This is a genomic window from Sphingopyxis sp. H115, assembly GCF_001468465.1.
Lineage (GTDB): Bacteria > Pseudomonadota > Alphaproteobacteria > Sphingomonadales > Sphingomonadaceae > Sphingopyxis.
The window spans coordinates 20,274-44,397 of the sequence record NZ_LNSA01000011.1 but is presented as its reverse complement, the minus strand read 5'-3'; the positions used below and the strand labels follow the sequence as shown (position 1 = coordinate 44,397).

22 protein-coding genes are annotated in these 24,124 nt (G+C 65.2%); 15 read left to right on the top strand and 7 right to left on the bottom strand.

Translation table 11 applies throughout. From position 1 onward, the window contains the following. Positions 1–25: 25 nt before the first annotated feature. The 3 genes from ATE71_RS09710 to ATE71_RS21675 are packed head-to-tail and all read right to left on the bottom strand — an operon-like array spanning position 26 to position 1,327. Entirely contained in the window at positions 26–247 is a 222-nt protein-coding gene (locus ATE71_RS09710; protein ID WP_058803306.1) for a hypothetical protein, read from the bottom strand. A gap of 49 nt (positions 248–296) precedes the next feature. Further along, on the bottom strand, positions 297–812 hold the full coding sequence (locus ATE71_RS09705) for a sigma-70 family RNA polymerase sigma factor (protein WP_058803305.1): 516 nt from the start codon (positions 810–812) through the stop codon (positions 297–299). After that, on the bottom strand, positions 806–1,327 hold the full coding sequence (locus ATE71_RS21675) for a M23 family metallopeptidase (protein ID WP_082665165.1): 522 nt from the start codon (positions 1,325–1,327) through the stop codon (positions 806–808). Before ATE71_RS21675 ends, ATE71_RS09705 begins: the two co-directional genes overlap by 7 nt. A 209-nt stretch (positions 1,328–1,536) precedes the next feature. Between ATE71_RS21675 and ATE71_RS09695 the strand changes: the two genes are divergently transcribed. The 9 genes from ATE71_RS09695 to ATE71_RS09655 are packed head-to-tail and all read left to right on the top strand — an operon-like array spanning position 1,537 to position 11,695. Continuing rightward, positions 1,537–2,349, top strand: a complete 813-nt coding sequence (locus ATE71_RS09695) for an aldolase/citrate lyase family protein (protein ID WP_235587982.1) — start codon at positions 1,537–1,539, stop codon at positions 2,347–2,349. 4 nt (positions 2,350–2,353) lie between these two features. Then, positions 2,354–3,190: an inositol monophosphatase family protein gene (locus ATE71_RS09690; RefSeq protein WP_058803303.1), complete on the top strand. Its 837-nt coding sequence runs from the start codon at positions 2,354–2,356 to the stop codon at positions 3,188–3,190. Then, the gene (locus ATE71_RS09685) at positions 3,183–5,045 is read left to right on the top strand and encodes an SLBB domain-containing protein (RefSeq protein WP_058803302.1); all 1,863 of its coding nucleotides are present in this window, start codon (positions 3,183–3,185) and stop codon (positions 5,043–5,045) included. Before ATE71_RS09690 ends, ATE71_RS09685 begins: the two co-directional genes overlap by 8 nt. Then, complete coding sequence (locus ATE71_RS09680; protein WP_058803301.1) at positions 5,042–6,169, top strand: capsule biosynthesis protein; 1,128 nt, start codon at positions 5,042–5,044, stop codon at positions 6,167–6,169. The genes ATE71_RS09685 and ATE71_RS09680 overlap by 4 nt, the downstream gene beginning before the upstream one ends. Then, complete coding sequence (locus ATE71_RS09675) at positions 6,166–7,149, top strand: glycosyltransferase family 2 protein (RefSeq protein ID WP_058803300.1); 984 nt, start codon at positions 6,166–6,168, stop codon at positions 7,147–7,149. Before ATE71_RS09680 ends, ATE71_RS09675 begins: the two co-directional genes overlap by 4 nt. After that, positions 7,146–8,450, top strand: coding sequence for a hypothetical protein (locus ATE71_RS09670; RefSeq protein ID WP_235587981.1), 1,305 nt, complete (start codon positions 7,146–7,148; stop codon positions 8,448–8,450). Before ATE71_RS09675 ends, ATE71_RS09670 begins: the two co-directional genes overlap by 4 nt. Continuing rightward, positions 8,447–9,460 (top strand): NAD-dependent epimerase/dehydratase family protein, encoded by a 1,014-nt coding sequence (locus ATE71_RS09665; RefSeq protein ID WP_058803299.1) that lies wholly within the window; start codon positions 8,447–8,449, stop codon positions 9,458–9,460. Before ATE71_RS09670 ends, ATE71_RS09665 begins: the two co-directional genes overlap by 4 nt. Next, complete coding sequence (locus ATE71_RS09660) at positions 9,457–11,280, top strand: thiamine pyrophosphate-binding protein (protein ID WP_235587980.1); 1,824 nt, start codon at positions 9,457–9,459, stop codon at positions 11,278–11,280. Before ATE71_RS09665 ends, ATE71_RS09660 begins: the two co-directional genes overlap by 4 nt. A 4-nt stretch (positions 11,281–11,284) precedes the next feature. Continuing rightward, a complete protein-coding gene (locus ATE71_RS09655; RefSeq protein WP_058803297.1) occupies positions 11,285–11,695 on the top strand; it encodes a GtrA family protein in 411 nt (136 codons plus the stop codon). Here ATE71_RS09655 and rfbG read toward each other — a convergent pair. Then, a complete protein-coding gene (rfbG, locus tag ATE71_RS09650) occupies positions 11,692–12,798 on the bottom strand; it encodes a CDP-glucose 4,6-dehydratase (RefSeq protein WP_082665164.1) in 1,107 nt (368 codons plus the stop codon). The genes ATE71_RS09655 and rfbG overlap by 4 nt on opposite strands. Further along, entirely contained in the window at positions 12,783–13,556 is a 774-nt protein-coding gene (gene rfbF, locus ATE71_RS09645) for a glucose-1-phosphate cytidylyltransferase (RefSeq protein WP_058803296.1), read from the bottom strand. Before rfbF ends, rfbG begins: the two co-directional genes overlap by 16 nt. A gap of 28 nt (positions 13,557–13,584) precedes the next feature. Here rfbF and ATE71_RS09640 point away from each other — a divergent pair, with 28 nt between their 5' ends. From ATE71_RS09640 to ATE71_RS09620, 5 genes are all read left to right on the top strand, one after another. Continuing rightward, positions 13,585–15,264 carry an ArnT family glycosyltransferase gene (locus ATE71_RS09640; RefSeq protein WP_058803295.1) on the top strand — a complete coding sequence of 560 codons (1,680 nt, stop codon included), beginning with the start codon at positions 13,585–13,587 and terminating at the stop codon, positions 15,262–15,264. A gap of 76 nt (positions 15,265–15,340) precedes the next feature. Further along, positions 15,341–17,152 carry a monovalent cation:proton antiporter-2 (CPA2) family protein gene (locus tag ATE71_RS09635; protein WP_058803294.1) on the top strand — a complete coding sequence of 604 codons (1,812 nt, stop codon included), beginning with the start codon at positions 15,341–15,343 and terminating at the stop codon, positions 17,150–17,152. Positions 17,153–17,342: 190 nt separating this feature from the next. After that, positions 17,343–18,119, top strand: coding sequence for an SDR family NAD(P)-dependent oxidoreductase (locus ATE71_RS09630; RefSeq protein ID WP_058803293.1), 777 nt, complete (start codon positions 17,343–17,345; stop codon positions 18,117–18,119). Then, positions 18,116–18,904: an enoyl-CoA hydratase/isomerase family protein gene (locus tag ATE71_RS09625; protein WP_058803292.1), complete on the top strand. Its 789-nt coding sequence runs from the start codon at positions 18,116–18,118 to the stop codon at positions 18,902–18,904. The genes ATE71_RS09630 and ATE71_RS09625 overlap by 4 nt, the downstream gene beginning before the upstream one ends. A 103-nt stretch (positions 18,905–19,007) precedes the next feature. Next, positions 19,008–20,849, top strand: coding sequence for an arylsulfatase (locus ATE71_RS09620; RefSeq protein ID WP_058803291.1), 1,842 nt, complete (start codon positions 19,008–19,010; stop codon positions 20,847–20,849). On the opposite strand, the gene ATE71_RS09615 is transcribed toward ATE71_RS09620, so the two are convergent. Continuing rightward, positions 20,769–21,707 carry a formylglycine-generating enzyme family protein gene (locus ATE71_RS09615; RefSeq protein WP_058803290.1) on the bottom strand — a complete coding sequence of 313 codons (939 nt, stop codon included), beginning with the start codon at positions 21,705–21,707 and terminating at the stop codon, positions 20,769–20,771. The two genes, ATE71_RS09620 and ATE71_RS09615, sit on opposite strands and share 81 nt — an antisense overlap. After that, a complete protein-coding gene (locus ATE71_RS09610) occupies positions 21,707–22,333 on the bottom strand; it encodes a TetR/AcrR family transcriptional regulator (protein WP_058803289.1) in 627 nt (208 codons plus the stop codon). Before ATE71_RS09610 ends, ATE71_RS09615 begins: the two co-directional genes overlap by 1 nt. Positions 22,334–22,456: 123 nt before the next feature. Here ATE71_RS09610 and ATE71_RS09605 point away from each other — a divergent pair, with 123 nt between their 5' ends. Continuing rightward, positions 22,457–24,091: a sulfatase-like hydrolase/transferase gene (locus tag ATE71_RS09605; protein WP_058803288.1), complete on the top strand. Its 1,635-nt coding sequence runs from the start codon at positions 22,457–22,459 to the stop codon at positions 24,089–24,091. Positions 24,092–24,124 lie beyond the last annotated feature (33 nt).

Sequence of the window (24,124 nt, the reverse complement as noted above, 5' to 3'; positions counted from 1 at the left end):
ACCGATCGCGGCATTGCTGGCTCGATCAGCGCCGCCGGCGGCGCGGATCGTCTTTTGACGCGTCCACCTTTGCAAGCGCCGCCGCGACCCATTCGTCATCCTCGACGGCGGCTTCATAGGCAGCAAGATGGGCCGGGCTCAGTTCCAGCCATGCGGACAGCTCATCCCATGCGTCGAACGCAGGATCGACGACGCGCATCGCCCATAGCCTGGCGGCTTCGATAAGTTCGGATTGATGCGTCGTCATGCCCTTCCCCTGTTATGCGGGGTCCTATGGCATGACGAAACCCCAACGGCTATTCCGTATTCAATTCCATCCTGAGACCGGCGAGCATCCTATACGCCTTCTGCAAATCCTTTTCGACCGAGCTCAGGCTTATTCCGAGTTCGCTCGCGATTTCGGCCTGCCCGACGCCGTCGAGGCGATAGCGCCGGAATATATGATCGACGCGCGAACCGAGCGCGGCGAGGGCCGACTGGACGTGCTGCAATTGTTCCCGCGCGACCAGGATGCGCTCGCCGGCGGGCGTGTCTTCCGGGGCGTCGCTCATCGCCTGCCAGTCGAATTGCCTTTTTTCGCGGCTGGTGGTCGCGCGCCGGATGTCGCGCATATGATTTTCGGCCGCGCGAAACAGATAGGATACCGGGTCGGCGACGGGACGCTCGGGCGCCGACGCGATTTTCTGCCACAGGTCGTGGAGCACATCCTCGGCCTCATGCCCTGCGCCGCGCGCCGCAAGGAAGCGCAGCAACCGGCCGCGTTCGTTCAGCAGCGTCGCGTGGAGTCCGCTGATTCCTGCATGCGCTACCATTCGATTGTGCCTTCGGCCCTGTCGGCGGTGACCTGCGCGCGCCGGCGCGCGAATTCTGAGATGTGCGGGCTTGTATCGCCAGCGACCCGTTGCGTCAGGGCGATGGGCGATGGCGGCGCCAGAAGCGGGGCAGGATCGGTCGCCCGCCCGTTGACGCGCACTTCGAAATGCAGATGGCTGCCGGTCGAACGTCCGGTCGATCCCATCAGCGCGATTGCCTGACGCTGTCCGACGGTATCGCCCGCCTGCACGAGCAGACGTGACAAATGCGCATAGCGCGTGCGAAGGCCGCCGCCATGGTCGAGTTCGACCATCTGGCCATAGCTCCCGGCAGAGCCGGCAAAAACGACGAGGCCACCATCCGACGCTAGGACGATGAGAGCCTTGGCATTATCGCGCGCTTGGGCGTTGTACGCATCGCGATGCGCGCGGGTTCGTTTTCGGGCGCCGACCAGTCTGTCATCCGTTTCCGAAAGTCTTCGCTGTTGCCGCCCGGAAGTGTCGCTTGCCCGCATGCCGGACCGATTCCGGCCGTGCTGGCGCAGCCTAGCGCGAGCAAAGAATAAAGGGCGGAGCGTACGGGCATGCGCCCATAAGACGGAGCCCTTCCCATGCACCCTTGGTGGTGCGCACAAAAATATTCGGCGAATATCCTTACGGAATCGCGCGTGTCCCTTCGTCTCTGACCATAGCACTAGCCTTTCTGCATCGAAGGAGACGGACGATGAATCCCACGGAACGCCGCATGCTCGACATGCTCAAAAAAGGGCGGGACCATTATGGCGTGGTTGCCGTTAAAGCCGAATTCGAGGCCGAAGGCACGCGCCCCGACGAACTGCTCCGCCTGCTCGAACTGACGTGCCGCGCCGACCTTAAGCTCGCGCTCAAGATCGGTGGCTGCGAAGCCGTTTCCGACCTCTATGTGTCGAAACTTCATGGTGCCGACTATATCATCGCCCCGATGGTCGAGACGCCCTACGCGCTGTCGAAATTCATCGACGCCAGCGCCAAGGTCTATGGCACCGACCGCGACGGCGCGCGGATGCTGTTCAATCTCGAAACCGAAACGACGCTGACCAACCTCGATGCGATGCTGGCGCTCGCGGCGAGCGGGGTCGATGGCATCGTCTTCGGCCGCGTCGATTTCACTCTATCCCGCGGCCTGCCGCGCAGCGCGATCAATGACCGCGCGATCACCGAGGCCGTGCTGCGCGTCGCTCAGGCATGCGCCGACCGCGACCTCGAACTCGTCGTCGGCGGCTCGGTCGCGGTCGAAGCGGCGCCCTCCCTGCGCGAAATCCGTGCGGTCCGGCTTGACCGTTTCGAAACGCGCAAGGTCGTTTTCGACGGCGCCGCGGTCGAGGGCGCAAATTTCGAGGCGGGGATCGCGAATGCCGTCGCCTTCGAACTCGACTGGCTGAAGAACAAGCGCGACTATTACCGGAGCATCGCCGACGAGGATCGGGCACGTATCCGCATGATCGAGGAGCGCAGCGCCGTCGCCAAGCGCAGCCATCTGGCAAGCGTCGCCGCCTGATACCATGTTCGGCGAACAGGTCTCGACATTGATGCGCAAGGTCGCGGCTGACGTGGTCATGCCGCGCTTCCGCTCGCTCGCCCCCGGCGAAGTCGTGGAGAAAACGCCCGGCGAGATCGTCACCGTCGCCGATCGCGAAGCCGAGGCGCGGTTGTACGCGGGGCTCGCGGCGTTGGACGCCGGTGCCCGCATCGTCGGCGAGGAGGCGGTTAGCCGCGACCCAGACCTGCTCGACGGCGTCGGGGAGGGGCGGGTCTGGTTGATCGACCCGCTTGACGGCACGGCCAATTTTGCCGCCGGGCGTTTCCCCTTCGGCATGATGATCGCGCTTGTCGAGGATGGCGAGCCGGTCGAAGGCTGGATATTCGACCCGCCCAGCGGCCGGCTTTGTCATGCGCGGCGCGGCAAGGGCGCGACCTGCGACTGCCAGCCGGTGCCCGTGTCGGGTCGTCGCGGCCGTCGCTTGCCTCCGCGCGCGGCGCTCGGTTCGCATTTCCTGCCCCCCGACCGCCGCGAAGCGTTGCATGTGTTCGCTGCGCGGACGCTCGACGTCCAGCCCGTGCCGCGCTGTGCCGCCGAAAGCTATGTCCGGCTGGTGCTGGGACAAGACGATATTGCGCTGTTTCAGCGTATCCTGCCGTGGGATCATGCCGCCGGCGCGTTGTTCCTGGCCGAGACAGGCGGAAAGATCACCCATTGGGACGGCACGCCTTATCGCGTCGGCGGTCTCGGCAAGGGCGTGCTCGCCGCTGCCGATGCGAAGCTGTGGGACATGGCGGCCACCTTGATATGCGACCCGGCCGCGGGGCTGGCCGATCGGGAGGACAGTTTTTATGCGTAAGGGCCTGACGCTGCTCGCGGCGGGGTGGCTTGCCGCTTCCTTTTCGATCTCGGTGCCGTCGGCAGCGCAGCTCGCATTACCGGTCGATCCCGCCGCGCAGGGCGACGTCGCTCAGCGCCGCGCCGCGGAGCAGGTTGCGGTTTCACCCGTCGACGTTCCCGCGATCGCGCCCGCCGTTCTCGACGGCGAAGCACCGCAGCAGCCCGAACCACGCAGGAAAGCCGGCCTCGAGCAAGATCCGACCGATGCGCCGCCGCCTAGCGAATTCGAAACCTATGTGTCGACGCTCACGGGCGAGCGGCTGCGCCGTTTCGGCTCTGAACTGCTCTTCCCTTCGGCGCGCGATTTCACTGCGCCGCCGACGACCGCAATCCCGCCCGATTACCGGATCAATCCGGGTGATGAACTGCTTCTCGGCATGACCGGGTCGGTCCAGGCATCGGGACTTCGGCTCGTCGTCGATGGCGAGGGGCGGATTTTCGTCCCACGCGTCGGTGCGATCGTTGTTGGCGGGGTGCGCTATGGCGACTTGCACGGCGTGATAGAGCGGCAGGTGTCGCGCCAATATCGGGGTTTCAGCCTCGAGGTCGCGATCGGGCGCCAGCACGGCATCACCGTCTATGTCACGGGTTTCGCTGCCCGCCCCGGCTCCTATACGGCAAGCAGCCTGTCGACCCTCGTCAACGCGGTGCTCGCGGCGGGCGGTCCGGCGGCAGGGGGCAGCTTCCGTTCGATCCAGCTCCGGCGCGGCGGAAAGCTGGTTTCGGATTTCGATCTCTACGACCTGCTCCTGAAAGGCGACAAGCGCGGCGATGCCGTGCTCCAGAACGGCGACGTCATCTATATCGCCCCCGCGGGCGAAGAGGTGGCGGTGATCGGCAGCGTCAACCGTCAGGCGATCTTCGAACTCGCCCCCGACGAAACGCTGACCGACGCGATCCTCTATGCCGGCGGCGTCAATACGGTCGCCGACAACAGCCGGCTGATGGTGCTGAACGGGATGAACGGCGGCGATGCCGGCTGGCGCGAAGTGTCCGCGAGCGACGCGGGGACGACGAAGGCGCGGCGCGGCGACGTCGTTCGCGTCCTGTCGCACGTCGGCATCGCGCGGCCGCTGCGGCAACAGCCGGTGCTCGTGACGCTGAGCGGCGAAGTCGCGCGTCCCGGCCGCTATTATGTCCAGCCGGGGACGCGGATGGCCGACGTCGTGGCGGAAGCGGGCGGGCTGACCGCCGAAGCCTTTCCCTATGCGGGTGTCATCACGCGCGAGAGCGTCAAGCATCAGCAGCGGCTGAGTTACGATCGCGCGATCGACGATGTCGAACTGCTGCTCGCCGCGCAGCCCGTCACCTCGGTCAACCGTGCGCAACTCGCCCAGCCGGGCAATATTGCGCTGATCAACAGCATCGTCGATCAGCTCCGCCGCCGCGAACCCGACGGCCGGCTTGTCTTCGACCTGCCGGTCGATGCGGCTGCGCTGCCGGGCGATCTGATCCTCGAGAACAACGATGTCGTTCATATCCCGGCGCGGCCGGTGACGGTCGGCGTGTTCGGTGCCGTCCCGAGCCCGGCCTCTTTCGCCTGGCGCGACGACGCGCTGGTCGGCGATTTTGTAAAATCGGCCGGCGGGGTCCAGAAGGTTGGCGACAAGAGCGAGATCTTCGTCGTGCGCGCCAACGGCACCGTGCTGGCGGGCGGCAAGCGGGCGCTTCGCGCACCGGCGCTCCCCGGCGACCTCGTCTATGTACCGATCGATGCCGACCGCGGCGAGTTCTGGGCGCGGCTGCGCGACATTACGGGCACGCTGTTCAGCGGGCTTGTGGGCGCTGCGTCGATCGCGGCGATCTCGAAATGAGCCGCGGCGACATGCTCGGCGGGCGCGCCGCCGCGTTCGTCGGCGATCCGCTCATGCGCCGCCGCGCCTACGCGCTCGCCATGCTGGTATTCGCGCTGCTGACGGTCTTTCCGCAGCCCTATGTTGCGCGTGCCAAGCTGTTGCCGCAGGACAATAACAGCATCGGCCTAGGGTCGATGATGAATGCGCTCGGCGGGCAGTTGCAAGGGTTCGCTTCGCTGTTCGGCGGCGCGAAGCAGCAGACCGACATGTATCTCGCGGTCGGGCGCAGCGGCGAGGTGAGCGGTGCGGTGATCCGCAAGCTCAAGCTGGTCGGACCGGGCGGCTATTCGTCGGTAACTGGCGCGCGCGTCGCGCTTGCGAAAAAGGTCGATGTCCATTCGCTGACCGGCGGGATCATCGAAGTCGAAGTGCGCACCCGCGATAAGGAGGAGGCCGAGGCACTGACCCGCGCCTATGTCGACGCCATCAGCGATCGCATTGTCGCGCTGGGCAAGGACCGCGTCGAGCGCAAACGCGCCATCGTCTCGCAGCGGTTCAAGGAGGCAGCCGACCGCGTCGTCGCTACCGAAAAGGCGCTCAATGACTTTCGTCGCCGCAACCGGCTCGCCGAACCGCAGGCCGAACTCGGCGCCGCGCTGTCGGTGCGTGCGGGGCTCGAGGCCCGATTGCAGGCAAAGCAGGTCGAACTGCAGACGCTGCAGAAGTTCCAGGGACCGGAAAATCCCCAGTTGATGGCGGTCCAGTCCGAAGTCGCGGCGCTTCGTTCGCAGGTTGCGCGCAGCGCTGAGGCGGGCACGGGCCCCGCCGGCCCCAACGTCGCCGGGCTTGGCGAAGTGTCGGGCGAATATCTCGACCGCTATCGCGACTATCGCTTCGCGCAGGCGCTGTACGACGTGTACGCGCGCTCGTCGGAAGAGGTCGCGGTCGAAACGCTCGCCGGGGAGACGGCCGCGAATGTGCAGATATTGGAGGCGCCGCGCCTCGATGCCGACCGCAAATATAATGTAGCCGCCGCCGCGCTGCTCGCCCTCGCAATCCTCGCGGCACTGTTCACCGAAATCTATGCCCCGGCGACCGGAATCCGCCTGTTCGCCGGGCGGGCAAAGGATACGGCGGCGTGACCGCGGCGCATGACATACCCGAGCTGTCCGTCGTCATCCCCTGCTTCAACGAAGCGCAGAACGTCGCCGCGATCTGCAAGGCGGTGACGACGGAAGCGATCGGTCATGCCGAAAGCCACGAGATCATCCTGATCGACAACGGGTCGACCGACGGCACGCGCGCGATCATGCGCAACCTGTGCGCCTCCGACCCGCGCATCCGGGTGATCCTCAACAACCGCAACTATGGCCAGATGCGTTCGCCGACCTATGGGCTTTACCAGGCTGAGGGGCGGGCGGTGATTGGCATGTGCGCCGATTTTCAGGACCCGCCGGCGCTGATCGGTGAATTCCTGCGCAAGTGGCGTGGCGGGGCGCAGGTCGTGCTGGGGCAGCGCCGGTCGGAAAAGGCGTCGCTGCTGCTGCGCGCCGTCCGCCACATCGGCTATGGCTTCCTCGCCCGTTTCGGCGACTATCCGGTGATCCCCGGCGCAACGGGCTTCGGCCTGTTCGACCGCGAGGTCATCGATACGCTCGCCGCGTGGAACGAGCCCGAGCCGTTTTTCCGCGGCATGGTCGTCGAAGGCGGTTTCCGGCTGGCGCTCGTACCCTTCGACCGGCCCGAACGCGCGGCGGGTGAGAGCAAAAATGGTGTTATGGCGCTCGCTTCCTTCGCGCTGTCGGGCGTCGCGGGGTCGGCGAAATCCTTGCTTCGCTTGCCATTGTTCCTGTCGCTCTACATCGGCCTGCTCGCGCTGGCGCTTATGGTTGCGGCGGCGGTGGCGTTCGCGGTCGACGGCCCGGTTTGGATATTGCTTGCACTCGCGCTGGGCGTGGGGCTTTTTGCCGTGCTTTTGCTCTTCCTCGGCCTGATCGGCGAACAAGTACGGATGCTCGCCGAGCGCAGCCGTAACGTGCCGCTGGTAATCGAGCAGGAGCGGATCAATTTCCCGGTCGATCGCGTGGCCCCCGCCTCGCGCACGCTCATCCGCCGCCCGTGACCGCGCCGCGCGCTCGCCTGCTGCCGCTCGCCGCGGAAATGCTGCTCGCGCTCGGCGTGATCGCCAGCCTTGGCTGGACGCTGCGCTTTTTCCTCGAGTTCGGTTACCTGCCGCAGCCCTTCGTGTTCGACACCAATGATACCTATATGGATTGGTTCAACACTGCCTATTGGGCGAACAATCGCGGCATTTACGACGTCTGGCGGAGCATCTATCCGCCGCTTTCCTTCGTCTTCCTCGACGCGACGAGCCTGCCGGGCTGTTATCTTCAGTCGTCCTTTCACGCGCGCGATTGCGACTGGCTGGCGCGGACGACGATCTATGGTTTCTACCTTGTCGATATCGTGCTTGCGTGGATCTGTTTCCGCCGGCTCGACCGCCGCACCGCGCCGATGCGAACGATCGCGGTCGCGCTCGGGCTGCCGATGCTGTTCACGGTCGAACGCGGTAATCTCATCCTTGTCGCCTTCGCCTTCTTCATGATCGCGCATGGTCCCGTCACCGCGTCAAAGCCATGGCGCTGGTTCGCCGCAGCGGTGACGATCAATTTCAAACCCTATCTGGTGCTGCCTATGCTCGCGCATGCGGTAAAGCGCGACTGGCGGCCGCTCGAGGCCGCCGGGATCGCAACCGTCGCGCTCTATCTCGTCACGCTGGCGCTGGTGGGTTCGGGCACACCGATGGAGCTCGCATCGAATACCGCCAACTGGGTCGTGTTCCAGGGCGCGCAGGTGTGGAACGAGGTCAATTATTCGACCAGCTACGCGCCCTTCATGATGTTCCGCATGCTCGAAATGCCGTTGTTGCAATTCGTTCCGTCGCGCCTTGTCGAAACGATCGAGTTTCTGGTGCCGATCGTCATTCGTTTGACGCAGCTCATCGCGCTGGCCGCCCTCGCCGCGGCGTGGCTCCAGCCGCGCGCGCTGCCCGCGCACCGCATCGCCGCGATTTTGCTCGGCGCCTATCTCGTCACCCAGTCGCCCGGCGGCTACACGCAATTGTTCCTGCTGTTCCTCGTGCTGATGGAGCCGTGGAAGGGCGCCGGGCCCGCGATCGCCATCGTCGCGGCCTACCTCCTCTGCCTCGTTGGTGACTGGCCGCTCGCCACCGTGCTTGACGTCACGAGCAACAGCTGGCTGGGCGAGCGCACCGTTACCGCGAGCTTCGGGCTGACCGCAGGGCATTTCATCCGGCCGGGGCTGGTCGTGCTCATTGTCTGGGCGCTCGCGCTCGACAGCATCGTCCACGTGGTGCGCGCGCACCGCGCCCACCGTCCGTTGCTCGGGCTGGTGCCCGCATGATCCTCGAAGAAGATCTCGCAGCGATCCACGGGCAGCTCGCGCCCTATTGGCACCAGCTTGCCGGCGCGCGCATCCTGATGACCGGCGGCACCGGCTTCATCGGTCGCTGGATGCTCGAGGCGCTGGCGCGGTCGGAGGTCGATGCCGACGTCCTGATCCTCAGCCGCGACCCTGCTGCCTTTGCCGCGCGCGCTCCGCATCTGGCGCGGCGGTTTGCGTTTCTCGCCGGCGATGTCGCCGATTTTTCGCCACCCCCGGGCCGGTTCACGCATATCGTCCACGCAGCGACCGACGCGAGCGCGGCGCTCAATGCGAACGATCCGCGCCGGATGTTCGACACGATCGTTTCCGGCACCCGCCATATTCTCGATCTGGCGGTCGAACGCGATGCGGGCCGGGTGCTGTTCCTCAGCTCCGGCGCCGTTTATGGCGCCCAGCCATGGGACGTCGGCCATGTCGCCGAAGACTGGATGGGCGGCCCCGATCCGCGCGATCCCAAATCGGCCTATGGCGAAGGCAAGCGCGCCGCCGAGCTGCTATGCGCCATCTATGGCAGGCAGTTCGGGCTCGACATCGTGACGTCGCGCATCTTTGCCCTGCTCGGCCCGCTGCTGTCGCTCGATATCCATTTCGCCGCGGGCAATTTCATCCGCGACGCAATGGCCGGGCGACCGATCCGGATCGAAAGCGCCGGCACCGCGGTGCGATCCTATCTCTACGCCGCCGATCTCGCCGCCTGGCTGTGGCTCGCGCTGCTTCGCGCGCCGCGGGGCGCGACGTTCAACATGGGGTCGGAAGATGCCGTGTCGATCGCCGATCTCGCGCGGCGCACCGCCACGGTCCTCGGCGGCCCCGGCGTCGAGATCATGGGCCGCGCCGATGCCGGCTGGAACCCCGGGCGCTACGTCCCGTCGACCGCGTTGATCCGCGACACGCTCGGGGTCGCGCCGACCGTTTCCCTCGATGCGGCGATCCGCCGCACCGCAATTTTCAATGGATGGACAAAATGAGCCAGATCAAGCTCTCCGACTGGGTTGCGCAGACGCTCGCCGACAAAGGCATCACCGACATTTTCATGCTGACCGGCGGCGGGGCGATGCACCTCAACCATTCGCTCGGTACGCATCCTGCACTCACGACGACTTTCACGCATCACGAGCAGGCGCTGTCGATGGCGGCGGAGGCCTATTATCGCCTGACCAACCGGCTCGCGGTGGTGAACGTCACCTCGGGGCCCGGCGGCACCAATGCGATCACCGGCGTTTACGGCGCCTTCGTCGATTCGATCGGCATGCTGGTGATTTCGGGGCAGGTGAAGACCGAAACCACGGTGCGCCACACCGGCCTGCCGCTCCGCCAATATGGCGACCAGGAACTCGACATCGAGGAACTGATCCGCCCGATCACCAAATATGCGACGATGGTCACCGATCCGCGGTCGATCCGCTTTCATCTGGAAAAAGCGATCTATCTCGCGACGAGCGGCCGCCCCGGTCCGGTATGGCTCGACATTCCGCTCGACGTACAGGCGGCAAAGATCGACCCCGACGACCTGCTCCCCGGCTTCGATCCGGCGGAACTCGACGAGCCGTGGAAAGCGACCGATGTCGATGCCGCCGCCGCCGAAATCCTCACGCGTATCGCCAGGGCAGAACGTCCGGTCGTTTTTGCCGGCAGCGGCGTCCGCCTGAGCGGCGCGCATGCGGAATTCCTGACGCTGATCGAGCGGCTGGGCATTCCCGTCGTCACCGGCTGGAACGCGCATGATGCATTGTGGACCGACCATGCGCTCAACTGCGGCAAGCCGGGCACGGTCGGCGATCGCGGCGGCAATATGGTAACGCAGAGCGCTGACCTTTTGCTTGTCCTCGGCAGCCGGCTCAACATCCGGCAGGTCAGCTATAATTGGCAAAGTTTTGCGCGCGCGGCATACAAGATCTGGGTCGATATCGATCCGGTCGAACTCGCGAAGCCCAATGTCGTCCCCGACATGCCGGTGGTCGCCGACCTCGCCGACCTGATCCCCGCCTTGCTGGCGCAGGATTATGCGGGGCCGACTGCGGCACACACCGAATGGCTCGGCTGGGCGCGCGAGCGGGTGCGGCGTTTCCCTGCCGTGCTTCCCGAATATCGCGAGCATGACCAGCTTGTGCATCCCTATGTCGCGATGGACGAACTGTTCGCGCAGCTCGGCGAGGATGACGTGGTCGTTACGGGCAATGGCAGCGCGTGCGTGATCGGGTTCCAGGCGGCGCATCTGCGCCCCGGCCAGCGGCTGTGGACCAATTCGGGCTGCGCGACGATGGGCTATGACCTGCCCGCTGCGATCGGCGTCTGCGCCGCGACCGGCGGCAAGCAGCGCGTGATCGCGATCGCCGGCGACGGCAGCATCATGATGAACCTGCAGGAAATGCAGACGATCGCGGGCTACGGCCTGCCGGTGAAGGTCATCCTGATCAACAACAGCGGCTATGTCTCGATTTTCCAGACGCAGCGTAATTTCTTCAACGGGGTGGAGGTCGGCGGCGGTCCCAAGAGCAATGTGACCTTCCCCGATTTCGCCAAGATCGCTGCGGCGTTCGGCTTTGCCTATGTCCGCACGGACACGCATGCGGGCCTTGCGGAAGCGATCGCCTCGACACTGGCGGTCGACGGCCCGGCATTCTGCGAGATCGTCGTCGACGAACATGTGTCCTTTGCGCCGAAGCTGGGCGCGAAACAGCATCCCGACGGGCGCATCACGTCGCCCGCGCTCGAGGACCTGTCGCCCTTCCTGCCGCGCGAGATTTTGGCCGACAATATGCGCATCGCGCTGATCGACGAGGATTGAGCCGATGCTCGGCCGCGTGGTTCCGCTCGGACGGCCGCTGCGCTTCCTCGTCGCGGGCGGCCTGAACACGCTGTTCGGGCTCTCCTTCTATCCTCTGCTGCTCTGGGCGGTGCCCTTGTTCCGCACCCATTATATGACCGCGCTGGGGATCGCGCAGATCGTGTGTCTCTGCTTCGCCTTCACGACCTATAAGCTCGGCGTATTCCGCACGCGCGGCAATATCCTGCGCGAATTTGCCGCCTTCGCGAGCTTCTACCTGTTCAACTATGCCGCGAACTGGGCGGCGCTGCCGTTGCTGGTTGAGGTTGGCGGCATATCGCCGATCGTCGCGCAGCTCGGCTTCACGATCATCCTCGTGATCGGCAGCTGGTTCTGGCACAACCGCGTCACCTTTCGGGACCGCGGCGCATCCTAAGCCGCGGCCCGCGCCGTCCCGCCCAGCCCTTGCCGTCCGATATAACGATCGATCTGCGCGAGCGTTATCGCGCGCGCATCGGCGCCATCATCGACCGCCTTGTGCCATTCGCTGATCCATTCCAGCGCGGTCGCCAGCGGCAGCACCGGGCGCCAGCCGAGTTCGGCGCGCGCCTTGGAACTGTCGAGCCGCAGAAGCGTGGCCTCGTGCGGCTGCGGCCCGCCGGCGGCGAGCGCGGCCCGATGATCGCCCCATGCCGCCTGAAGCCGCTCGACGATCCACGACACCGGCCGGGCATCCTCGTCGGATGGACCGAAATTCCAGCTGCCGGCGAAGGCCCGCTCACCCGCGAGCAGATATTCGGCGAGCATCAAATAGCCGTGGAGCGCCTCCAGCACATGCTGCCAGGGACGCACCGAAGCGGGCGACCGGATCAGCGGTGCGGTGCCCGATGCCAGCGCGCGGATCAGGTCGGGGATCAGCCGGTCGTCGGCCCAGTCGCCACCGCCGATGACATTGCCGGCGCGCGCCGAGGCGAGGAGCGGTCCCGCGACGTCGAAGAAGCTGCTGCGCCACGCCGACACGACGAGTTCGGCGCAGCCCTTGCTGTTGCTATAGGGGTCGTGGCCGCCCATCGGGTCGCTTTCGCGATAGGGCCAGACCCATTCGCGGTTTTCATAGCATTTGTCGCTGGTGACGCAGACGATCGCCTTGACGCCCGCCGCCTGCCGCGCGGCGTCGAGCAGGTGGACCGTGCCCATGACGTTGGTCGCATAGGTTTCGACGGGCTCGCGGTATGACAGGCGGACGAGCGGCTGTGCGGCAAGGTGAAAGATAACGTCGGGTGCGCAGTCTTCGACGGTCCGGCGCAGCGCCGCGGCGTCGCGCACATCGCCTTCGACATGGCGGACGAGTTCGCCAACGCGCGCTGCCTCGAACAGGCTGGGCTGCGTCGGCGGGGGCAGGGCAAAGCCGGTGACGTTCGCCCCCATATGATGCAGCCACAGGCTGAGCCAGCTTCCCTTGAAGCCCGTGTGACCGGTCACGAGGACGCGGCGCCCGGCCCACAGCGATGCCGATGCGGCGCTCACCAGCGCTTCCACGGCGCTTCGCCCTTATTCCAGAGGTCTTCGAGGAAGAGCTTGTCGCGCAGCGTATCCATCGGCTGCCAGAAACCTTCGTGGCGATAACCCATCAATTCGCCGCCGCGCGCGAGCTGTTCGAGCGGACCGCTTTCCCAGACCGTTTCGGGGCCGTCGACCAGATCGAGGACCGAAGGGTCGGCGACGAAGAAGCCGCCGTTGATCCGGCCGCCGTCGCCCATCGGCTTTTCGCGGAAATCGGTGACGCGGTCGCCGTCGAAGGCGAGCGCGCCGAACCGTCCCGGCGGGGTGACCGACGTCACGGTGGCGCGCAGCCCGTGGGTGCGATGGAAATCGACCAGCTCCGAAATGTCGATATCGGCGACGCCGTCACCATAGGTGAAGCAGAAGGGCTCGTCGGGATCGAGATAGGGGCGGATCGCGGCGAGCCGTCCGCCGGTCATCGTCGTCGGACCCGTTTCGACAAGCGTGATCCGCCAGGGTTCGCTGCGCGCATGATGCACCTCCATGCCATTGCCATTGCGCAGGTCGATCGTGACGTCTGACGTGTGGAGGAAATAATTGGCGAAAAATTCCTTGATCAAATAGCCTTTATAGCCGAGGCATACGACGAAGTCGTTGAATCCGCTTGCGGAATAAATCTTCATAATATGCCAAAGGATCGGCATCCCGCCGATTTCCACCATCGGCTTGGGCTTGATGGCGGTCTCCTCACCAAGGCGACTGCCAAGGCCGCCGGCCAAAATTACGGTTTGCATCGTTGCTCCACGTCTAGGTCCCGACAGCATGACGGACCCGACGCCCACAGCCCGCAATTCGCCCTGGAAGGTCCTCACCGGGCCGGCGGGCTTGTGCCTGATCCTGCTTGTCGCGGTCCTGCTGCGTCTCGACGGTGTCGGCTTTGGCCTTCCGGCGCTCAACGACGCCGACGAACCGCTGTTCATGGCGACGGCAGTCGAAATGCTCTCAAAATCGACGCTCGACCCCGGATGGTTCGGACATCCGGGCACCATCACCTTCTATTCGTTGATGCTGGTCGTCCTCCTCGTCGGCGGCCTCGGCATCCTGACCGGGCGTTTCGCCGATTTCGACGCCTTCGCCGCGGCGGTCTACACCGATCCGGGTATCGTCTTCCTGCCCGCCCGGTTGCTGATGGTGGCGTTCGGGGTTGCTTGCGTTTGGATGACCTGGCGGCTCGGCAAGCGGCTTGGCGGCGATCGGGTCGGTCTCGTCGCAGCCGCAATCCTCGCGGTCAATGCGGTCCAAGTCGAATATTCGCAGATCGTCCGTACCGACGTGCAGGCCAGCCTGTTCATGCTGCTTTGCGCACAGTCGGCGCTGGCGATCGCACGCGACGGCCGCCGCCGTGACTATCTGTTTGCCGGGTTTTTTGCCGGGCTTGCCTGCGCAACGAAATGGCCGGGTGCGGTGATCGGCGTTGCGGTGATTGGCGCTTACCTTTGTCGGCGGCGATCCGGCGTGGCAGAATGGCGCGACCTCGCATTTTCGGGCTTCGCGGCGGTGGCGACCCTTTTCATCGTCTCGCCGTTCCTGCTCATCGACCATGCCACCGTTCTGCGGAATCTGTCGGGCGAGGCGCGGCCGCTGCATCCCGGGGCGACGGGCGACGGGCTGTTCGACAATCTGGGTTGGTACATCGCCGGGCCGTTCTTTTCGTCGCTGGGAATCGGCGGCCTGCTGCTCGTCGGCGGCGGGCTGATCTGGGGTGCGGGCGATCGACGACGCTGGGCGTGGGTCATCCTGCCTTTCTGCCTGATCTTCCTTGGCGTCGTCGCGGCGCAGTCGCTGCGCTGGGAAAGATGGATCGTCCCGCTGCTGCCTTTTGCCGCGCTTGCGGCGGCACGGGCCCTATGTGCCATGGCTGACGTGCTGCCTGCGCCGCGCGCCCGGATCGCGCTGCCCGTCGCGCTTGGATTGCTCCTGATCCCGATGGTGGCGACCGAGCGGCTGGAGGCGGCAGGCAGGCGGCACGACACACGCCAGATCGCCTCCGCCTGGCTTCGCGATCACGCGCCGGGGGGCAGCCGGATCTTGATCGAACATCCGGCGTTCGATCTTTTGGACGAGCCCTGGCAATTGCTCTACCCGATGGGATCGGCGGGCTGTGTCGATGTGCACGACATGCTCGCGGGCCGGATCAGCCAATCGGACGTCGAGGACCGGCGACAGGGTGGCGCGATCGTCGATGTCGGCCATGTCGATATGGCGCGATTGGACAGTTGCCGTGCCGATTTTGCGGTCGTGACCAACCATATTCGCTACGATGCCGACCCTGTCCATTATCGCGAGGCGTTGCGGCGTTACGATCGACTGCTCGAGGGCGGGCGGTTGCGGCTGGTGGCGCGGCCCGTGCCGGGCATCAGTTCGGGGCCCGAAGTTCATGTCGTCGAACTTGCCGACCCTCCCGCGGCGCGGGGCATTCGCCGCACGGCCGGATATGATTAGGAATGCTCCTGCCACTTGATTCCCGAACGTCTTTGCGGGCACGCTGAAGGCCGACGACTGGATCGAGGGGAAAATCGTGGCCGCCGAAACAGCATCCCATGCGGCCGAAGCCGCAGCGCACGGTTTCGACTTGCTGCCGATCGTCATCCTGCTTGGGGCCGCCGTGATCGCCGTTCCCTTGTTCAAGCGACTGGGGCTCGGCTCGGTGCTCGGCTATCTTGCGGCGGGGCTTGCGATCGGCCCGTTCGGGCTGGCGCTGTTCTCGGACGCGCAGACGATCCTCCACGTCGCTGAACTCGGCGTCGTCATGTTCCTTTTCATCATCGGGCTGGAGATGCAGCCGTCGCGCCTGTGGGCGATGCGTGGCGAGATATTCGGGCTCGGCGCGGCGCAGGTCGGCGGGGCTATCGCGCTGCTCATCTGCGTCGGGCTCGCGCTCGGCTATCCGGTGGCGGCGAGCTTTGTCGCGGGCACCGGTTTCGTACTGACCTCGACCGCGATCGTCATGCAGATGCTCGACGAGCGGCGCGCGATAGGCCAGCCCAAAGGACGGCGGATCATCGCGATCCTGCTGCTCGAAGATTTGGCGATTGTGCCGCTGCTCGCGCTCACCGCCTTTCTCGCGCCCGGCGGCGAGGCCGTGTCGACGATCGACCGGCTGATTTCGGTAGCCATCGGCCTTGGCGCGATCTTGGGCCTGATCCTTGCGGGCCGCTACCTGCTCGATCCGATGTTCCGCTTGCTCGGTCGGGCAAAGGCGCGCGAGGTGATGACCGCTGCGGCGCTGCTCGTCGTTCTCGGCGCCGCGCTTGCGATGCAACTGGCGGGGCTGTCGATGGCGATGGGGGCCTTCCTCGCCGGCGTACTTCTCTCCGAATCCTCCTTCCGCCACCAACTCGAGGCCGATGTCGAGCCGTTTCGCGGCGTGCTGCTCGGTCTTTTCTTCCTCGGCGTCGGCATGGCGCTCGACCTCGATATCGTCGCCGCCAATCTGGGCCTTATCGCGATCTCGGTCACGGCTTACATGACGCTCAAGATAATCGTCATCTATGCCGTCGCACGGTTGTTCAAGAGCGGCCATGCCGAGGCGACGGAGCGCGCGGTGCTGATGGCGCAGGGCGGTGAATTTGCCTTCGTCCTCTATTCCGCAGCGGCCGGCGTCGGGATCATCGATGCGACGAGCAATGCGATCCTGACAGCGATCATCATCGTTTCGATGGTCCTGACCCCGATTATGGTCATCCTGCACGACCGTTTCATGCCGCGCGCTGAGGACAAGGCCGACGACCTCGATGTTGCGGAAAATCTCAGCGCCAGCGTGTTGATGATCGGTTTCGGCCGCTTCGGCCAGATTGTCAGCCAGCCGCTCTTCGCCAATGGCTGTTCGATCTCGCTGATCGATACCGATACGATCGCCATTCGCGAATCCATGGCTTTCGGCTTCAAGATTTATTATGGCGACGGGACCCGGCTCGACATCCTCCATGCTGCGGGAGCGGAGGACGCGCGGATGATCATCGTTGCGACCGACGATCGCGAAACGACGCTCAAGATCGTCGAACTGGTGAAGGCGGAGTTTCCGCATACTCCTTTGCTGGCACGTGCGTTCGACCGCGAACATGCGATCGAGCTCGTGCATGCCAACGCCGATTACCAGATACGCGAAACCTTCGAATCCGCGCTGGTTATGGCGGAAGAAGCGCTGCGGCGGCTCGAGGTTGATGAACAGGCGATCGGCGACATCATGGACGATACGCGGCGGCGCGACCAAGAACGGTTCGATATCGACATCTGCGCCGGCGTCTACGCCAGCCGCCACCTGATCCAGGGCAATGTGCCGATCGAGGATCGTGATCGATATATTGTGAAGCCCACCGATACGCGGTGACCTTTATCCCCCACCCGCCACACTCGGCAGCCGCGGCGGGGGATGAGGTTCGTCGTGCACGGATGGAACATTAAGAGAACAAAATCTGCTCGTCAACAGCTCTTTTGCACTTTTTCGCCTCCACTGTCCGCTTGGTTGACGTGAACGTCAATCGGGACCAATGCATAGCAAACGAAGGAAAGGGAATGCGATGGCGGAGCAGCCGAAATTCGATCTTACGGGACGCGTGGCGCTGGTGACCGGCGCCTCCTCGGGCCTCGGCGCGGGCTTCGCCAAGGCGCTCGCTGCCGCAGGGGCCAACGTCGTGCTCGCCGCGCGCCGTGCTGACAAGCTCGCGGAGCAGGTCGCGGCGATCGAGGCGGCAGGAGGGAAAGCGATCTCGGTCAGCATGGATGTCACCGACGAAGAATCGACCAAGGCCGCCTATGACGCGGCCGAAGCGGCATTCGGCACCGTCGATACGATCGTCGCCAACGCCGGCGTCGCGACGGAGAAGATGGCGATGGGCCTTTCGGTCGAAGAGATCGATTTCCTGCTCGCGGCCAATGTCCGCGGCGTGTTCCTGACTGCGACCGAAGGGGCCAAGCGGCTCGACAAGGCGGGCAGCCGCGAAAAGCAGAACGGCCGCATCGTGCTGATCGGGTCGATCACTGCGGAAAAGATTTTCCCGGCGACCTCGGTCTATGGCGCGACCAAGGCGGCGGTGCGCCATCTGGGCAAGGCGCTGGCGCGCGAATGGGCACGGCGCGGGATCAGCGTCAACGTGATCCAGCCCGGCTATTTCGAATCCGAAATGACCGCCGAACTGTTCGACAGCGATGTTGGCGCGGCGATGGTAAAAAGCTTCCCGCGCCAGCGCATGCGCCCGCCGAGCGACCTACATGCGCCGCTGCTCCTGCTCTGCTCCGACGCCGCGCTCGGCATCACCGGCAGCGTGATCACGGTCGACGACGGGCAGACGCTGTGAGCGAACTGCTGGTCGAGGCGTGCGGCGCGGTCGAAATCGCGACGCTCAACCGGCCCGAACGGCTCAACGCGCTGAACGAGGGGCTGGTCGACGAACTCAATGCCTATTTCGGCGGCCTTGCCGAACGCACCGATGTTCGCGTCGTGATCCTGCGCGGCGCGGGGCGTGGTTTCTGCGCCGGTCTCGACATTCAGGAAGACCGGTCGAGCGACGAGACGCCGGTGCTTCGCACGCTGCGTACCCAGACCAGCATTGGCAATATCTATCGCAAGATGCGCGCCTGCCCGCAGCCGGTGATCGCACTCGGGCACGGCGCCGCGTGCGGCGGCGGGCTGTCGCTGCTGCTCGCCTCCGATGTGCGCTATGCCGCGCCCTCGTTTCGCTGCAATGCCGCCTATATCCGCATCGGCCTCGGCGGCTGTGACATGGCGTCGAGCTATTTCCTGCCGCGGCTGGTCGGCGCCAGCCTCGCGGCCGAGATGATTCTGACCGGACGCTTCATCGATGCCGACCGCGCGCTGCGCGCCGGGCTGGTCAGCGAGATTGTCGACGACGACGCGCTGCTGGACCGCGGCCTCGCGCTCGCCGACGAGATGCTGGCGACCAGCCCGCACGGGCTGCGGCTGTCGAAACAGGCGCTCAATCTCAATATCGACGCGCAAAGCCTCGACGCCGCGATGGCGATCGAGGATCGTCAGCAGGTGATCCTGTCGGCGACCGAAGATCACCGCGAGGCGCTCGCGGCCTTCCTGGAAAAGCGCGCGCCGGAATATCGCGAGCGTTGAGGTATTCGAACCCGCCGACTGCCCATTGACTCGCCAATATATTGGCATAGTAAGTGTCATATCCCGAGGGGGGAGTGATGGCAGTACGCAGGAGGATCACTAAATGCCGGGTCGCTTAGGCGGGTCCCGGCGTGCTGCCATCATCGCAACCGGCGCGATGATCGCGTTGCTGCCTGTGCACGCGCGACCGGCGGAACCGGCGCCAAAACAGCCGAATATCGTCATTCTGCTCGCCGATGACTGGGGGTTTTCGGACGTCGGTTCGTTCGGCTCTGAAATGGCGACGCCCAACATCGACGCGCTGGCGCAAGCGGGGATGCGCTTTTCGAATTTCCACGTCGCGGGATCCTGCTCGCCGACGCGTGCCATGCTGCAGACGGGCGTGATGAACCATCGCAACGGGCTCGGCAACATGCCCGAGACGATCCCCGACGAACATCGCGGCAAGCCCGGTTACGACACGGTAATGAACTTTCGCGTCGTGACGATCGCACAGCTTCTGAAGGCGGCGGGCTATCGCACCTATCTCACCGGGAAATGGCATCTGGGCAGCGACGCTAGGCGCCTGCCGCACGCGCGCGGATACGACCGGGCGTTCAGCCTTGCCGACGCTGGCGCCGACAATTTCGAACAGCGCCCGATTGAGGGTCTGTACGATAAGGCGAACTGGACCGAGAATGGCAAGCCCGCGACGCTGCCGAAGGATTATTATTCGTCGCGCTTCGTCGTGCAACGGATGATCGATTATATCGAGGAGGACCGCAACAGCGGCAAGCCCTTCCTCGCTTCGATCAACTTTCTCGCCAACCATATCCCGGTGCAAGCACCCGACAGCGACATTGCCCGCTATTCGGCGATGTACAGCGATGGCTGGACCGCGCTCCGCGAAGCGCGGGCGAAACGCGCTGCGGTGCTCGGCATGACGCCCGCGGGGGTGCCGACGGTGACGATGGCGACGACACCCGATTGGAGGAAACTGGATGCCGACGAACGTGCGGCGGCGGTGCGCGTGATGCAGGCCTATGGCGGCATGGCGACCGCGATGGACCGCGAGGTCGGCCGGCTCGTCGCGCATCTGAAAGCCACCGGCGACTACGAAAATACGATCTTCGTCTTTCTGTCGGACAATGGCGCCGAACCCACCAACCCGTTCGGCAGCCTACGCAATCGCCTTTTTCTCGGAATGCAATATGATCTTGCGATCGCCAACATCGGTCGCCGCGGCAGTTTCTCCGCGATCGGTCCCGGCTGGGCGAGTGCGGCGGCATCGCCGCTTTCCGGGTACAAGTTCACGGCGTCCGAAGGCGGGCTGCGCGTTCCGCTGATCGTCGCGTGGCCGGGCAATGCAAGGATTCGCGCCGGCGCGATCACCGACGGTCTCGCGCATGTTACCGATATCCTGCCTACTCTGATCGAACTGAGCGGCGCGCGGGGTCACGGCGGCGCGTGGCAGGGCAAGGCGGTCGAACCCGTCACCGGGCGCAGCTTGGTGCCGATGTTGGAAGGTGCGACGGGCAGCGTCCATGGCGACGCCCCGCTGGGTTATGAGCTTTCCGGCAATGCCGCCCTGTTCCGGGGCGACTACAAGCTGGTGCGCAACCTTGCGCCGACCGGCGATGGCCGTTGGCGGCTGTACAACCTCAAGCTCGACCCTGGGGAAACGCGTGATCTCGCCGCCGCCGAGCCCGATCGCTTTGCCGCCATGCGCGCTGATTATCGTGCCTATGCAAAGGCAAATGGCGTGCTTGACATGCCGCCGGGCTATACCGCCGACGAACAGATCAATCGTTATGCCTTCGAACAGCAGGGGCGAAAACGGCTCATCCGCCTTGGCCTCTGGACGGGCGGGATCGTACTGGCGCTGTCAGCCCTGGTCTGGAGCTGGCGTCGCCGGCGCCACGCGCGCCGTATCGATCAGGCGAAAGCCGATGTGATCGGTGCCTAGGCTGCGCTCCTGGAACTGGCGCGCGGCGGGGCGGTAACGCGCGCAATAATTGGCGGCGCACAGGAAGCTGCCACCCTTGATGACGTTGCTTTCGCCGCCCGCCTTGCTCGTCGTCCATTCCCACACATTTCCGATCAGGTCGTGGACGCCGTGCCGGTCGGCGGGGAAACAGGCGACCGGTGCTCGGCCGGTGAAACCATCGGAGCCAAGGTCGCGTACGGGAAAGGCGCCCTGATAATAATTGGCGAGCGGTTTGCCCGCCTTGTCGACAGGGACGTTGCGGTCGGCGCCGCCGGTCGCCGCGGCGAGTTCCCACTGCTCCTCGGTCGGCAGCGCCTTGCCTTTCCACTGGGCATAGGCGAGCGCATCGTCATAACCGACCTGGACCACGGGTTCGCGGCCGCGCCCGTTGATGTCCGTGGCTGGCCCGGCGGGGTGCCTCCACTGGGCGCCGACGACCCAGCGCCACCAGTTCGGATTGCCGTCGGTCGGCGCCGTGAATACAGCCGATCCTGGTATCAGCATGTCGGGCGGCGCGCCGGGCAGCTTTGGCGGGTCGCGCTCGGCGAGGGTCTTGTATCCGGTCGCCTTCACAAATTCGGCGAACTCGGCGTTGGTGACCTCGTGCGTCGCGATCCAGAATCCGGGGACGCGAGCTTCGCGCGCGGGGCCTTCCTCGGGTAGCCGTGCTTCGGCCCCCATGGCGAAGGTCGCGCCGGGGACCCATACATAATCCTCGGCCGGCATCGCCGGGCACGCGGGCGCCGCCGCGTCGACGGCCTTGGGTTTCTTGGCCTCGCCGCAGGCCGCCAGCGCGCCGAGCAGGGCCGCCGACAGGAACGTTGTCCGCATCGGCATCAAGGCCGTTTGCCGATCGTATTTATCAGCGCATCGACCATGTGCATCGTTACCGTCCCCGCTTCCTCGGCCGACAAGCCCTGGTCGTGGCGCAATGTCCGCCAGGTCTGGAACGACAGCGCCGCGCACAGCGCCTCGACATGGATCCGGTCGGTCAGCACCGTGCCGGGCAATAGGCGCAGGATCAACTCGCGTTCGAGCATCACCACCTTGGCATATTGGCCCATCAGAAAGGGCGACTGATATCGCTTGATGTTCGCCGCGAGGCGAAAGGGCAGCGTCGTTTCGAACACGCGGACGCGCCGCCGGACGAGTTCGCGAATATTCGCCTGCCACGGCTGGTCGGGATAGGGCGCCGTTACGAGGGGCATCACGCGGTCGGTGATTGTCGCGGTGATTTCGGCGTAGAGCGAGTCCATATCGTCGAAGTGCCGGAACACGGTGCGCAGCCCGATGCCTGCCTCTTCGGCGACGCGCGCCGCGCTGGGCGCGAGGTCGCCGCCGACGATCAATTCCATCATCGCCTCGACGATACGCTTGTGGCTGGACCGGCTGCGGGCTCGGCGGCCATCGACCCGTTCGGGTTCGGTCTTTGCCCCGTTCGATTTGCGCACCGCCATCGTCATGGGTCCTCCGCTGGCCCAGCTTTGCGCCGGGGTCAAACAATCTTGCATATAGGTCAATATAATGACACATATAGTGCCAATAGTTTTGCGGCAAGCAGGCATGGCTGGGGCAGGGGATGAAGGATGAAGAAGCGTTGGGTCACGCTGGGCGTTATCGCTTTGATGGGGGCGGGCGGATATTGGGCGTTCGAGGCAAATAAATACCGACTTCCGGGTATCATCCAGGACTGGAACGACCCGGTTCAGCCCAACCGTCCCGTGGCATGGCAGCGGGGCCCCGCCGAGGCGCCCGATGGTGAGCGTCCGCCGAACATTATCCTGATCGTTGCCGACGATCTCGGCTACAACGACATCAGCCTGAACGGCGGCGGCGTTGCGGGTGGGGTCGTCAAGACGCCGAACATTGACGCGCTCGCACGCGAAGGGGTCAATTTCACCACTGCCTACGCTGCCAATGCGACTTGCTCACCCTCGCGCGCCGCGATGATGACGGGGCGCTATCCGACCCGTTTCGGTTTCGAATATACCGCCGTGCCCGTCGAGTTTGCGGAAAATCTGGCGCATGGCGAGGGCGTCGGACCGCACCGCGCGATCTTCCACGACGAGTTGATCGCCCCCGATATTCCGGCCTATCCCGACATGGGCGTACCGGCGAGTGAGGTGACGATCGCCGAAGCGGTAAAGGCGGCGGGCTATCACACGCTGCACATCGGCAAATGGCATCTGGGTGAGGCACCGGCGCTCCAGCCGCAGCGCCAAGGTTTCGACGAAAGCCTTGCCGTCCTCGCAGGCGGGGCGATGTTCCTGCCCGAGGACGACTCGGACAGCGTCAACGCCAAGCTGCCGTGGGACCCGATCGACCGCTTCATCTGGGCGAATCTCCGTCACGCCGTCACCTTTAACGGCAGTAAGCGCTTTCACCCCAAGGGCCATATGACTGACTATTTCGCCGACGAGGCGATCAAGGCGATCGAGGCGAACAAGAATCGGCCCTTTTTCCTGTATCTGGCGTTCAACGCGCCGCACACGCCGCTTCAGGCGACGAAGGCGGATTACGACAAATTTCCGCAAATCAAGGATCACAAGACACGCGTTTACGGCGCGATGATCGCACAGCTCGACCGGCGTATCGGCGATGTGATGGCCAAGCTCAAAGAGGCGGGGATCGACGACAACACGCTCGTCATCTTTACCAGCGACAATGGCGGCGCCTGGTATAATGGCATGGCCGACCTGAACGCGCCGTTCCGCGGCTGGAAGGCGACCTTTTTCGAAGGCGGGATCCGCACGCCGCTGTTCATGCGCTGGCCGGGCGGGATTGCACCCGGAACGCGGCGCGCCGACGTGACGGGGCATCTCGACATCTTCGCGACAATCGCCGCTGCGGCCGGCGCGGCGCTGCCGGGCGACCGGACCATCGACAGCGAGGATATCCTCGCCGGCCCTGCGAATCGCCCGGCGATGTTCTGGAGGTCGGGCGACTATCGCGCGGTGCGGTCGGGCGACTGGAAATTGCAGGTGACGAAGCGTCCCGAAAAGGCGCGCCTCTACAACCTTGCCGTCGATCCGACCGAACGCCGCGACCTTGCCGCGGCCGACCCGCAGCGTGTCGCCGCGCTTCGCGCGATGATCGAGGCGCAGAATAAGGGGATGGCAAAACCGATCTGGCCGGGACTCGTGGAAGGACCGGTGCGGATCGACGTGCCGCTCAACGCACCGTGGCAGGACGGGCAGGACTATATCTACTGGACCAACTGACCCGCTTCGCGGCTTGTGAAACATCGGCGCCGC